This is a genomic window from Luteibacter sp. P4_E6 (assembly GCF_056401535.1).
In genome coordinates this window covers 1-12,733 of sequence record NZ_JBFUJE010000079.1, presented here as the reverse complement: position 1 = coordinate 12,733, position 12,733 = coordinate 1, and the positions used below count along the sequence as shown (strand labels likewise).

13 protein-coding genes are annotated in these 12,733 nt (G+C 65.8%); 5 read left to right on the top strand and 8 right to left on the bottom strand.

The window, feature by feature from the left end; translation table 11 throughout:
• Positions 1-576 precede the first annotated feature (576 nt).
• On the bottom strand, positions 577-1,731 hold the full coding sequence (locus tag AC1DT2_RS07555; RefSeq protein ID WP_477295588.1) for a 5-(carboxyamino)imidazole ribonucleotide synthase: 1,155 nt from the start codon (positions 1,729-1,731) through the stop codon (positions 577-579).
• Entirely contained in the window at positions 1,728-2,243 is a 516-nt protein-coding gene (purE, locus tag AC1DT2_RS07550) for a 5-(carboxyamino)imidazole ribonucleotide mutase (RefSeq protein ID WP_063572378.1), read from the bottom strand. The genes AC1DT2_RS07555 and purE overlap by 4 nt, the downstream gene beginning before the upstream one ends.
• 76 nt (positions 2,244-2,319) lie before the next feature.
• Here purE and AC1DT2_RS07545 point away from each other — a divergent pair, with 76 nt between their 5' ends.
• The 4 genes from AC1DT2_RS07545 (at position 2,320) to AC1DT2_RS07530 (ending at position 6,427) form a co-directional block, all read left to right on the top strand.
• A complete protein-coding gene (locus AC1DT2_RS07545; RefSeq protein ID WP_477295585.1) occupies positions 2,320-2,610 on the top strand; it encodes a Trm112 family protein in 291 nt (96 codons plus the stop codon).
• Between the two features lie 78 nt (positions 2,611-2,688).
• Positions 2,689-4,977: a DUF1631 domain-containing protein gene (locus AC1DT2_RS07540; RefSeq protein ID WP_477295583.1), complete on the top strand. Its 2,289-nt coding sequence runs from the start codon at positions 2,689-2,691 to the stop codon at positions 4,975-4,977.
• Positions 4,978-5,039: 62 nt separating this feature from the next.
• Complete coding sequence (nadC, locus tag AC1DT2_RS07535; protein WP_477295581.1) at positions 5,040-5,921, top strand: carboxylating nicotinate-nucleotide diphosphorylase; 882 nt, start codon at positions 5,040-5,042, stop codon at positions 5,919-5,921.
• 110 nt (positions 5,922-6,031) lie between these two features.
• On the top strand, positions 6,032-6,427 hold the full coding sequence (locus tag AC1DT2_RS07530; protein ID WP_213947852.1) for a DUF3301 domain-containing protein: 396 nt from the start codon (positions 6,032-6,034) through the stop codon (positions 6,425-6,427).
• Between the two features lie 177 nt (positions 6,428-6,604).
• On the opposite strand, the gene AC1DT2_RS07525 is transcribed toward AC1DT2_RS07530, so the two are convergent.
• The 5 genes from AC1DT2_RS07525 to petA form a co-directional block, all read right to left on the bottom strand.
• On the bottom strand, positions 6,605-7,036 hold the full coding sequence (locus AC1DT2_RS07525) for a ClpXP protease specificity-enhancing factor (RefSeq protein WP_082879116.1): 432 nt from the start codon (positions 7,034-7,036) through the stop codon (positions 6,605-6,607).
• 56 nt (positions 7,037-7,092) lie between these two features.
• A complete protein-coding gene (locus tag AC1DT2_RS07520) occupies positions 7,093-7,737 on the bottom strand; it encodes a glutathione S-transferase N-terminal domain-containing protein (RefSeq protein ID WP_477295578.1) in 645 nt (214 codons plus the stop codon).
• Positions 7,738-7,805: 68 nt separating this feature from the next.
• Entirely contained in the window at positions 7,806-8,561 is a 756-nt protein-coding gene (locus tag AC1DT2_RS07515) for a cytochrome c1 (RefSeq protein ID WP_213947850.1), read from the bottom strand.
• Complete coding sequence (locus tag AC1DT2_RS07510) at positions 8,554-9,843, bottom strand: cytochrome b (RefSeq protein WP_213947849.1); 1,290 nt, start codon at positions 9,841-9,843, stop codon at positions 8,554-8,556. The genes AC1DT2_RS07515 and AC1DT2_RS07510 overlap by 8 nt, the downstream gene beginning before the upstream one ends.
• Positions 9,843-10,442 carry a ubiquinol-cytochrome c reductase iron-sulfur subunit gene (petA, locus tag AC1DT2_RS07505; protein WP_063573455.1) on the bottom strand — a complete coding sequence of 200 codons (600 nt, stop codon included), beginning with the start codon at positions 10,440-10,442 and terminating at the stop codon, positions 9,843-9,845. Before petA ends, AC1DT2_RS07510 begins: the two co-directional genes overlap by 1 nt.
• 196 nt (positions 10,443-10,638) lie before the next feature.
• Between petA and AC1DT2_RS07500 the strand changes: the two genes are divergently transcribed.
• Positions 10,639-11,826 carry a S1C family serine protease gene (locus AC1DT2_RS07500; protein ID WP_213947848.1) on the top strand — a complete coding sequence of 396 codons (1,188 nt, stop codon included), beginning with the start codon at positions 10,639-10,641 and terminating at the stop codon, positions 11,824-11,826.
• Positions 11,827-11,977: 151 nt separating this feature from the next.
• Here AC1DT2_RS07500 and AC1DT2_RS07495 read toward each other — a convergent pair.
• Positions 11,978-12,733 (bottom strand): lytic transglycosylase domain-containing protein (locus AC1DT2_RS07495; protein ID WP_477295575.1); only part of this gene is annotated, 756 nt, incomplete at its 5' end.

Sequence of the window (12,733 nt, the reverse complement as noted above, 5' to 3'; positions counted from 1 at the left end):
GACACGTCCTCCGCGTTTCGTACCGGAAAGGCCGCTGCGCGGCCGTGTACTTATWTGGCCTACGGCCGCTCCACTTGTGCGGAACTCGCCTCGAGGGTGGGCACCGAAGGCTCTTCCCATCCTTGAGGTTCGTGCGGGYCGAGCCGACGAAGCAACGCCGCTTCGGCTGCCGGCTCGTCGCCATCGTCAAGCGGCAACCCCCACGCGCCGGTCGCGATCGTCCGCGCGAGGCGAAGCAGCCGCGAGGAAGGCGCTCGGCGAGCCGGAATGGCCGTACCAGCACGACSGCCGTAACGGYCCGCTTGGGCGGCCACACCCACGCCAACGGCTCTCCTTCCYGCTGACCGTATCGTCGTGAGAGACCTTGGTGTCCACCCTCGAGGCGAGTTCCGCACAAGTGGAGCGGCCGTAGGCCAGTAGGTACACGGGCCGCGGAGCGGCCTTTCCTTCTCGAACGCGGAGGACGTGTCTGAGCCGCGAGGGTGGGCACCAAGGTCTCCCCGCGAAGCGCCCAAGTGTAGAGAGCGACGGCAAAGCCGAGCCCGCGAGGCCGAAGGCAAGCCTTGAGCGAGGTGCTTAGCCGAGGAGGTCGACGGCCGGAGCGACCTGTTCTTCGCGGCCCAGCGCGACGCCGATGTCGGCAAGCTTCGCCCGCAGGCTGCCGGCATCCGGAGCGCAGAGGGTAGCGTGGCCGACCTTGCGGCCCGGCCTCGCTTCCTTGCCGTAGTCATGCCAGTGGCCATCGGCAATCGAGAGGATCGGCGTCGGGTCGGGCATGTCGCCGATCCAGTTGAGCATGGCGCTGGCGCCACGCACGCCGGTGTCGCCCAGCGGCAGGCCGAGGACGGCGCGCACGTGGTTCTCGAACTGGCTGGTGTGGGCGCCCTCGATGGTCCAATGCCCCGAGTTGTGGACACGAGGCGCCATTTCGTTGCCCAGCAGCTCGCCACCACGGACGAACAGCTCCAGGGCGAAGACACCGACGTAGTCGAGCGTCTCGGCGATCGTGCGGGCATGGCCGATGGCGGCCTGTTCCAACGCGTCCGAGGTGCCGGGGGCCGGCGCCAGGCTGAGCGACAGGACACCGTCGACATGCCAGTTGCGGGTCAGCGGCCAGGTACGGAACCCCCCGTCGCGACCACGAACCGCCACCACAGACAGCTCGCGGTCGAAGGGCACGAAGGCTTCGAGGATCAAGCCCACCGAGGCGGCAGCCTCACCCAAGGCAGCCCAGGCGGCATCGATATCATCCGGCGTCTTCAGGCGAAACTGGCCCTTGCCGTCGTAACCCAGGCGGCGGGTCTTGAGAATGGCGGGCGCGCCGATCCGTGCCACGGCGCGGACCAGGTCGTCGCGACTGTCCACGGGTTCGAAATCCGGGGTGTTCAGCCCCGAGGCCCGGAACAGGGTCTTCTCGGCGAGGCGATCCTGGGCGACGGACAGCGCACCCGGATTGGGAAACACATGGGTGAGGCCCGCCAGGCGCTCGGCTGTGGCGGCCGGCACGTTCTCGAAATCGAAGGTGACCACGTCCACGCGGGCGGCGAACGCTTCCAGCGCCTCGTCGTCGTTCCAGTCGGCAACGACCAGTTCGGTGACCTGGCCGGCGCAGGCCTCGGCCGAGCCGTCGACCACGAGGGTGCGCACGCCCAGCGGCGCGGCGGCGAGGGAAAGCATGCGGGCAAGYTGGCCGCCACCCAGGATGCCGACCGTAGGAAGCTTACGGGTCACGTGCGCGGATCCGGATGATCGAGGACGTTGCGGGTCTGTTCGGCGCGGAAGGCGTCCAGCGCGGCGGCGACGGCGGCGTCGTGCAGGGCCAGCACCGAGGCGGCGAGCAGGGCTGCATTGGTCGCGCCGGCACGGCCGATGGCAAGGGTGCCCACGGGAATGCCGGCCGGCATCTGTGCGATCGAGAGCAGCGAGTCCATGCCATTGAGGGCCTTGGACTGCACCGGCACGCCGAATACCGGCAGGGCGGTCTTCGCGGCGATCATGCCCGGGAGGTGGGCAGCGCCACCGGCGCCCGCGATGATGACCTGGATGCCACGGCCACGGGCTGCATCCGCGTAGTCGAACAGGAGGTCCGGCGTACGGTGAGCCGACACCACGCGAACCTCGTGCACGATGCCCATGCGGGTCAGCGTGGTCGAGGCGTGCTCCATCGTTTCCCAGTCCGAACGCGAGCCCATCACCACGCCAACGCGCGGTGCGTTCGCCTCGTTCACCTCGTTGGAAGTCATGGCCGGAGCACCCAAAAGTCGCTATTGTAAGGGCATTCCCGATCTACATACAGGTTGGCCCTTCGCGGCCGCTCCCATGGACAAGCGTCTTATCGACATCCTCTGCTGCCCCGTCAGCAAGCGACCGCTGCGCCCGCTCACCGCGACCGAGCGCGACAACCTCAATGGCGCCATCCGCGCCGGCAGCCTCGACACCGTCGCCGGTGAAAAGGTGACCGACACGATCACCGAAGGGCTCATCACCACGGACGGCAAGCTGGTCTATCGGGTGGAAGACGGTATCCCCGTCATGCTGCCCGAAGCGGGTATCGGCACGACCCAGTTGCAAGGCTTTACGGCAGAATCCGGCCTCGCGCAAAATCCGTGATGCGAGTCACACTTTAAAGCATCCGTTCCCGCACAATGGCCCCTCGGGCGGGGGCCAGTAAGAATCCAGAGAAGCGTGATGACCAACGCGAGTGAGCCGTCCAACGTCGTTGACCTGAGCCAGCGCCTCGACCCGCGCAGCGAGCGTGTGGGCGCCCTTCTGGTCACCGTGCGGGGGCTCGCGACCAAGCGCCTCCATGCGCTTGCGACCAACATGTTCGAGAACATCGACGACGCCCTGTTCGACCTCGCCGAAAAGGCGGAGAACAACGCGGCGCAGACGCAGTTCTTCGACGGCATGCGCGAAGTCCGCAAGAAGCGCGCGATCGTCGAGCGGACMTTCCTCGGCCAGGTCGCCCGCGACCTGGCCGATTTTTCAGCCGGTCGCACCCGTGCGCCGAATGCCGACGGCGCCGCCCGTCCGCTCGCCAACATCGAGCTGAGCCTGGTCGGCGAGAACGAGCTGGAAGAGTCGCTCGCCATCACCAGCATGATCGGCAAGAACGAGCAGCGCCTCGCGCGCGCCCTCTTCGCCGTCAACCAGCGCCTCTCCGTGATCTGCGGTGGCACCAAGATGGACGACGCGTCCAACCCGGTCGGCCCCGCCGCCCTGGCTGCCGCGTTCCGCCAGGCCATGCGCGAGCTGATGGTCGAGGTCCGCGTCAAGCTCATCATCTACAAGTTGTTCGACCGCTACGTGCTCGCGGGCGTCGACGAGCTGTACGACGACATCAACAACGAACTGGCCGCGGCGGGCGTTCTTCCGCAGCTGCGCCACGAAATCTCCACCCGTCGCAGCGATGCGCCGGCGCCCGTCGGCCCCGCGACCACAGCCGTCGCTCCGCCCCAGGCGGCCGGCAGCGCGCCGGTAACGGATGTCGCCGCTGCCGAGTTCATGCAGTCGCTGCACGCCCTCTTCTCGGCACGGCGCGACAGCGCCTCCGTCGTCATGGGCGCGGCCACCTCGCCGCCCATGCAGACCGGCCCGCTACCCAGCGCCGCCGAGTTGCTCGGCGCGTTGACCCTGCTGCAAAGCCAGATCGCCAGCCTGCCCTCGCAGGCGACGCCACTTGCCACCCAGGCCGACGTCACGCGCGACGTCGCTCACCTGAAGGAGCAGCTGCTCGCACAGATCGGCCAGCTCCGTGGTCAGCAGACCTCGCACGTGTCCGGCGTGGACGAAGACACCATCGACCTGGTCGGCATGCTCTTCGAGTTCATCCTCGAAGATCACAACCTTCCGGCCGAAATGCAGGTGCTGCTTGCACGCCTGCAGATTCCGTACCTCAAGGTGGCCCTGCTCGACCGCCGCATGTTCGCGCACAAGTCGCACCCGGCGCGCCAGCTGCTCGACGCCCTCGCCGACGCCGCCAAGGGCTGGTCGGCCGAGGCCGATCGCGATGGCCGTCTGTTCGAGAAGGTCAAGTCGATCGTGGAGCGCCTGCTCCATGATTTCGACGACGACGTGGTGATCTTCACGCGCCTGGCCAGCGAACTGCAGGAATTCCTCGACGTCAGCCGCAAGCGCGCCGAGCTGGCCGAACAGCGCGTCGCCGAGTCCACCCGCGGCCRCGAGAAGCTGGAACAGGCACGTCGCCGCGCGGCGTCGGAAATCGTCACCCGTATCGGTGGCGCCGCGTTGCCGCCGCTCATCTACGGTGTGCTCACGCGCGCCTGGGCGAACTACATCGTGCTCACCCTGCTTCGCCAGGGTGACGAGTCCCCCGAGTTCCGCGAGTCGCTGCGTTTCATCGACGACTTCATCGCCAGCGCGCGGCCGGTGTACGACCTCAACGGCCGTCGCGACCTGCGCTCGCTGCTGCCCGGTATCGAACGTTCGCTGCGTCGTGGCCTTGCCTCGGTGGCCTTCCAGGAAGGCGACACCGAACAGCTGCTCGGCCAGTTGCATGCCTTCTACCGTCAGCAGCTCGGCGAGTCCACGCCGGAAACGGAGTCGGGCACCCTCGTCTCCAGCGTCATGCCGCTGCCGGAATCCATCCAGGCTATCGAGGAACCCATGCTCGAGCCGGAGCCGGACGACGAAAACGAGGCCCTGATGGACGAAGCCTTCGACGAGCGCAATCTCGCCCAGGCGCGCGACCTCAAGGTGGGCCAGTGGCTCGAGTTCACGGCTGAAGACGGCACGACGGATCGCGCCAAGCTGTCCTGGGTCAGCCCGATCAGCGGGCGCTTCCTGTTCGTCAATCGTCGCGGCCTCAAGGTTGCCGACCACAGTCTTGCCGGTCTCGCCCAGGCCTTCGCCAACGGCACGGCGCGCCTGCTCGACTCCTCGCTCCTGTTCGACCGCGCCATGGATGCCATCGTCGAGCGCCTGCGTCAGCCCGAGGCGACCACGCCGGCGGCGTGATCTCCCCAGCGAAGGGAGGCCGCGCTAAGGTAGCGACCTTCCTCCACGGACAGCACGACACGATGAGCTCTCCCGACCCGAAATACCTGGCCGACGCCCTGCCGCCAGCCAGCGAGATTCTTGCGGACGTGCAGCGCGCCTTCGCCGAAGACATTGGCCCCGGCGACGCGACAGCCGATCTGCTCGACGCCAGCGCCACTGCGACCGCCGTGCTCACCTGCCGCGAAGAAGCCGTGCTCTGCGGCGCCGCCTGGTTCGAGGCCTGCTTTCGCCAGCTCGACCCGGACGTGCGCATCGAATGGCTGGTGCACGACGGCGACCGCGTTCCCGCCGGCTCGATCATCTGCCGACTTGCCGGCAAGGCGCGCGCACTGGTGACAGCCGAGCGCTCGGCGCTCAACTTCCTGCAATTACTCTCGGCCACGGCGACCGTGACCTCGCACTATGCCGATGCCATCGCGGGTACGCGCACGCGCGTGCTGGATACGCGCAAGACCCTGCCCGGCCTGCGTCGCGCACAGAAGTACGCCGTGCTCTGCGGTGGCGGCACCAATCACCGCATCGGCCTGTTCGACGCGATGATGCTGAAGGAAAACCACATCATCGCCGCGGGTGGCATTCCGGCCGCGGTCGAGGCCGCCCGCCGCATCCACCCGGCACTGCCGCTCATCGTCGAAGTGGAAACGCTGGACGAACTGGCCCAGACGCTCGATGCCGGCGCCGATCGCGCACTGCTCGATAACTTCACCCCGGCGATGCTTACCGAGGCCGTGACGTTCACCGCGGGACGTATGCCGCTCGAGGTTTCGGGCAACGTCGAGATCGATACGATCCGGGCGATTGCGGAGACCGGGGTGGATTTCATCTCGAGCGGGGCGTTGACCAAGAACGTGAGGGCGATTGATCTGTCCCTTCGGTTGGATGTGAAACACGGGGGTTTGTAGGAATCGCCGCTGAAGCGGCTCCCACATTCCGGCTTCTTGTGGGAGCCGATTCATCGGCGATGCCCTTATAGGGGCTTGTGGTCGCGCCGCAGCGGCCACACACTGACCCCATGGCTTCCTTCACCGATCTGTTCTGGCTCATGGCCCTGGCCGCTGGCATTGCCAGCTGGTACCGGCTCACTCGCGCCCGCGAGGTCGCCGTGCGCGCCGCGGCCTCGCTGTGCAAGCGCCATGGCCTCCAGCTGCTGGATCAGAGTGTCGGGCTTCGCTCGATCCGCCTGCAGGGYGTCGACGGTGTACGCCGCCTGGAGCGCTGCTACGTGTTCGAAGTCAGCGAAGACGGCCAGTCACGCGAAATGGCGCGCTTGTGGATGGCCGGACACGACGTGGTGAGCTTCTCACTGCCGATGAGCGGATCGCCGGCCCTGGAGACTGTCGTGGCGACGGATTCGATCGTGCATGGGGCGAATGTGATTTCGCTGGCCGACCGGCGGCGGCTTCATTAGAAAACTGGCGACAACAGGAAACTGGCGAGAACCCGCTCGGTAGGAGCCGATTTATCGGCGATGGGGTTTACGACACGTTAGGATCGCCGATGAATCGGCTCCTACAACAGCCAGAACGCCAGAGCGCCAGAACGCCAAACAGCCATAACGAAAAACCCGCCTTTCGGCGGGTTTCGTTTATTTGACGACCCGAAGGTGCGGAGCGCCTCGCTTGGGCCGGTCGTCATCGCCACCGGCGGACGGTGCCGGTGCCTCGGCCTCGTCGGCGGCTTCGATGCCGTCGGTGGGCAGGGTTTCGTTTTCGTCGGCCGGGAACATCATGCCCTGCCCGTTCTCCTGCGCGTAAAGCGCCAGCACGGCCTGCATCGGGATGACGATGGACTGGCTCACGCCCGAGAAGCGCGCCTGGAAGGCGATGCGGTCGTTACCGAGGTCGAGGTGCGCGACGGCACGCATGGCGAGATTGAGAACGACCTGGCCGTTCTTCACGACGTGCGCCGGCACCTTCACGCCCGGCTGCGCCGCGTCCACGAGTACGTACGGGGTCAGGCCGTTGTCGCTGATCCAGTCGTAGATGGCGCGCAGCAGATAGGGCCGATTGGAGGTCATGCCCGAGGTTTCGTTCGTATCCATGTGCACAGTTTACGGGATACGCGGTAACGAGGCTAACCGGGCGCGAAATTGAAGTCCGGACGCATGTTGCGCTCTTCCGGCGTGAGACTGCGGGCAAAGCCCTGGCTGTGGAACAGGCGCTCGCCGTAGTCGACGATCGGCTTGCCCTCCTTGCCCAGGTCCACGCCCAGATGCGGCAGGCGCCAGACAACCGGGGCGACCAGACAGTCGATCAGGCTCATTTCCGGGTTCAGGAAGAATCGCGAGGCCCGGAACAGCGGCACCGACAGGAGCAGGTGCTCGCGCAACCGGCGGCGACCGCCATCGGCAGCCTTGCCACCCTCGCCGATCGTCTCGATCTCGGGAAGCCAGTCGTTCTCGATACGCCAGGTCGCCAGGCGCAGGCGGGCCCGGGACAGCGGGTCGATCGGCATGAGGGGAGGATGCGGATAACGCTCGTCGAGATACTCGACGACGATCATCGGGTCGTAGACGGTCAGGTCACGGTCGACCAGGGTCGGCAGCGTGCCGTAGGGATTCAGCTCTAGCAGGTCGGGGGTAGGCTCGTCGGCCTTCAGGATGATCCGGTCGTACGCCACGCCCTTGGCCGCCAGCACCAGCCGGGTACGGTGGCAGTGGATATCGTCGGCGCTGGTGTACAGCGTCAAAGCCGTTCGCGAACGAGCATTCTGGACCATGCGTGCGAGCCCTCTCCCTGCCGCAAATAAAACGGGGCGACCGGTCAGGCCGCCCCGAGGGACATCATTCAGTGGTTCTCGTGAACGTCCTTCCAGTACTCATGCTTCACCAGGTACAGCAGGAAGGTGAGCAAGGCGAGGAACAGGACCACCCACACGCCGACCGACTGGCGTTGGAGGACAGCCGGTTCGGCCGTGTACTCGAGGAAGGTAGCGAGATCGCGCGTCGCGCCCTTGAACTCCTCCGGTGTCATGCGGCCCGGCTGGGAGAGTTCGAGCTTCTCCACCACCGAATCGTGGCCTGGCGTGGCTTCGGAATGGACGGCGACCTGCAAGCCCTGCAGTTCCCACAACGGGTTCGGCATGGAGGCGTTCGGGAAGACCGTGTTGTTCCAGCCGACCGGACGGCTCGGGTCGAGGTAGAACGAGTTCAGGTAATTGAAGATGAAGTCCACGCCCTTGGCGCGCGCTTCGAGCGAGAGATCCGGCGGCTCCTTGCCGAACCAGGTCTTCGCCGAATCGGCCGGCATGTGCGAGATCACCGGTTCACCGAACTTCGCGCCGGTGAAGTTGAGGTTGGACATCACCTCGTCTTCGCTCAGGCCGAGGTCGCTGGCCACGCGCGAGTAACGCACGTACTTCAGCGAGTGGCAGCCGACGCAGTAGTTGAAGAACAGTTTGGCGCCACGCTGCAGCGACGCACGGTCATTCACGTTCGTCCCGGCCGAGGGCAGACCCTCACCGCCTTCCTGTGCGAAGGCGGGAACGGTGACGACGAAGAGGCCCAGCGCCAGGGCCATGGCGGATAGATAGCGCTTAATCATGCGTCGTCACCCGTTCCGGAACCGGCTTGGTCTTCTCGAGGCCAAAGTGCGTGTACACCCAGATGAAGATGAAGAACCCGAAGTAGGCCACCGTCATGACGCGGCCGAAGGCGTTCTCCAACGTGGTCGCGTCCGCGCCCGGGAACCACTCGGGAATCAGCTCGGCAGTGACGCCGGCGCCGACCGCACCCAGGGACAGGAACGAAATCACCAGCACGGCGAGCGCGATGCGGTAACCCATGCCACGGAAGCGTACCGAGCGGACTTCGCCACGATCCAGCCATGGCAGCAAGGCCAGCATCAGGATCGAGCCGAACATGCCGATCACGCCCCAGATGGCCGTGCCGAAGAACGACGGGATCATGCGCAGGATCGCGTAGAACGGCGTGAAGTACCACGACGGCTTGATGTGCGTCGGCGTCACCAGGTTGTTGGCCGGGGTGAAGTTGTCGTGCTCGAGGAACCAGCCGCCGAACGTGGGCGCGAAGAAGATGATGAACGCCGCGATCAGCAGGAAGAAGCCCACGCCGACCAGGTCCTTCACCGTGTAATACGGGTGGAACGGAATGGCGTCGATGGGCTTGCTGGCATCCCAGCGATTGCCCTTCGGACCATGTTTCACGTCCACGCCGTCCGGGTTGTTCGAACCCACTTCATGCAGCGCGGCCAGATGCAGCACCACCAGCAGCAGGAGAACCAGCGGCAGCGCGATCACGTGCAGCGCGAAGAAGCGGTTGAGCGTGGCGTCGGCGGGCAGGAAGTCGCCCATGATCCACTCCACCAGGCCGGGGCCGATGTAGGGAATGGTGCCGAACAGCGAAATGATGACCTTCGCGCCCCAGAACGACATGTTGCCCCACGGCAGCACGTAGCCCATGAAGGCTTCGGCCATCAGGACCAGGAAGATCAGCATGCCGAGGATCCACACCAGCTCGCGCGGACGCTTGAACGAGCCGTACATGATCCCGCGGAACATGTGCAGGAACACGACCACGAAGAACAGCGAGGCACCCGTGGAGTGCATGTAGCGGATCAGCCAGCCCCACTCCACGTCACGCATGATGTACTCGACCGAGTTGAACGCTTCCAGCGCACTCGTCTTGTAGTTCATGGTGAGGAAGATGCCGGTCACGATCTGGTTGACCAGCACCAGGATCGCCAGCGAGCCGAAGTAGTACCAAAGATTGAAGTTCTTCGGCGCGTAGTACTCGGTCATGTGCTTGCGGAACGTGGGCGCCAGGTTCGGCGCACGTTCGTTGACCCAGTCAAATAGGTTAGCCATCAGCCGGCCTCCTTCGGATCGACACCGATCTGGATGTGCGTGTCGTCCACGAAGTGGTACGGCGGCACAGGGAGGTTCTTCGGTGCGGGCACGCCACTGAACACGCGGCCTGAGAGGTCGTAGCGCGACTTATGGCAGGGGCAGTAGAAGCCACCCTTCCAGTTCGCGTCGAACGGCTCGGGCTTGATGTCCGGGACGAAATCGGGAACGCAGCCCAGATGGGTGCACAGGCCAATGACGACCAGCCACTCAGGCTTGATGGAACGGGTTTCGTTCGTCGCGTACTTGGGCTGCTGTTCCGTGTTGGACGACTGGGGATCCAGCAAGCGAGGCTCGAGGCCCTTCAGCTGGGCCAGCTGGTCCTTGGTGCGGTTGACCACGAAAACGGGAAGGCTACGCCATGCGAAAGTGACCTTCTGGCCCGCATCGATGGCGCTGATATCGACCGTGACAGGCGCACCTGCCGCCTTAGCCCTTGCACTTGGTTCCCACGACTTAATGAAGGGCACGACCGCCGCGACCACTCCCACACCACCTACGACTGCTGTCGTAACGGTAAGGAAGCGACGGCGCCCGTGATCGACGACTTCGTTCGCCATCAGGCTCTCCGGAACTTTGCCATTGAGGTTGCGGACCCCTATCGCCGGTTCGTTCGGAAATCGGCTTCCGCAAATCGCGTCAGTGTAACGTCAGCACTAGCGACGTACAATAAACTGGACGCCACCCTATCCCATAAGGGGCAAGGGGTGCCATGGGCACGGCGATGCGACGACGACAGGATCCCTCAGTTCTTAGATGAAACACGCCGCCCGCACGCTCGCCTTCATTGCCCGCTTCGTCGTGCTCGGCCTTGCCGTGGCCTTCATCATCGGCCTGTTCTGGCCCGGTAGCGGCGCCTTTCTCCGCCAGCGCTTCACCGCTCCCACCGGCATCACGGCGACGACCACAGGCGATTCACCCGCCTCCGGGCCGGCCTCGTATGCGGACGCCGTGGCCAAGGCGGCGCCCTCCGTGGTCAACATCTACGCCAACAAGATGGTCACCGAGCAGCCGCGCCAGCTTTACTCCGACCCCGTGCTGCAGCGCATTTTCAGCGTACCCACGGGGCCGGCGCGTACACGGCGCCAGCAGAACCTGGGCTCGGGGGTGATCGTCAGCGACGATGGTTACGTATTGACCAACAACCACGTCATTGCCAACGCCGACGACATCCAGCTGTTGCTCTACGACGGGCGCGTGGCCAAGGCCCGCGTGGTCGGCTCCGACGACGAGACCGACCTCGCCGTGCTCAAGGTGGACGCCGGCAACCTGCCCGCCATCCACATGACCGATCCGGATCGCCGTCCGCGCGTGGGTGATGTGGTGCTCGCCATCGGCAATCCCTTCGGCATTGGTCAAACCGTGACCATGGGCATCGTCAGCGCCATCGGGCGCCAGCTCAACCTGTCCAGCCTGGAGAACTTCATCCAGACGGACGCGGCGATCAATTTCGGCAACTCCGGCGGCGCCCTGGTCAACGCCCATGGCGACCTGGTGGGCATCAACACCTCGCTGATCGGCCAGGCCGTGGGCGCCGAAGGCATCGGCTTCGCCATTCCCGTGTCCAGTGCGCGCGAGGTCCTCGACCAGATCGTGCAGACCGGCCATGTCGTGCGCGGCTGGATCGGCGCGGACTACGGCGCCGTCCCGATTTCCGCCGACAGCGGCCTACCCTCCGCGGCGCGCGGCGTCGTGGTGAACGATGTATCCCCCGGCGGCCCCGCGGCCATGGCGGGCATCCAGCAGCGCGATGTGATCCTGAAGATCGGCGGCGAAGACATCCTCGACGCCTCCGACCTGCGCCGCCATGAAGCCGCGTTCAAGCCCGGCGTGGCGATCGCGATTTCCGGACTGCGCAACGGCGCACCGTTCGCCAGCACGATCACCCCCACCCAGCGGCCACCCACGGCACCCATGCAGGCCCTGCAAGGCGCCGCCCGGTAAAGCCGATTCATCGGCGATGCCCCCCCGCCCGGCGAAACCCCTGCCCCGCGATGCCCTGCCTAGTAGGAGCCGATTCATCGGCGATGGCAGGTCGCGACTACGTCAGGAATCGCCGATGAATCGGCTCCTAACGAGCGGGGGTATGGGGCCGTCAGGTGCCGCGGGAAGCCAACGGGACGTTGGTGCTGGGACGCTGCTTTAGCGACTCGCCATAGCGCTTGCGAAGCACCCCGACGCGCTCGACATACACCTGCGTTTCGTCATACGGCGGCACGCCGTTGTACTTCTGCACGGCACCGGGGCCCGCGTTATACGCGGCCGCCGCGAGGCGTTCGTTGCCGTTGAAGTTCCGCAGCAGCAGCGCGAGATACCGCGCGCCACCACGAATATTCTGGTTCGCATCGAAAGCGTCCAGCACGCCCATGTCGCGCGCCGTGGAGGGAATCAACTGCATCAGGCCCTGCGCGCCCGCGACGGACAACGCACGCGGGTTGAACGCGCTTTCCGCATGGATGATCGCTCGCAACAGCGCTTCGTCCACGCCGAACTCGTGACTGGCCGACGAGATGGCATCGCCATACGCAACGATGTTGAGCCCCACGCTGTTCCAGTCGATCTTCGAATGCACGTCGCAGGCGGCGCAGGTGGCGATATAGGTGAAGAGCATCTTGATGCTCTGCCCCTTCGCACCACCGCCCCCCTGGGGAATATTGGTGTACTCGACGCCGCCGTCCGCGCGGGTGATCCGGTAGACGGCGCCACGGAGCACGCGCGAACCCTTGGGCTGCTCCGGGGCGGGCATCGACGCCAGGTCGGTCGAGGCGGACTCGTGGTAATCCCACGTACCCTTCGGCGCCTTGATCGCGGGTGATGCCGCGACCGCGGCGAGGCCAGCGGATACGCGGTC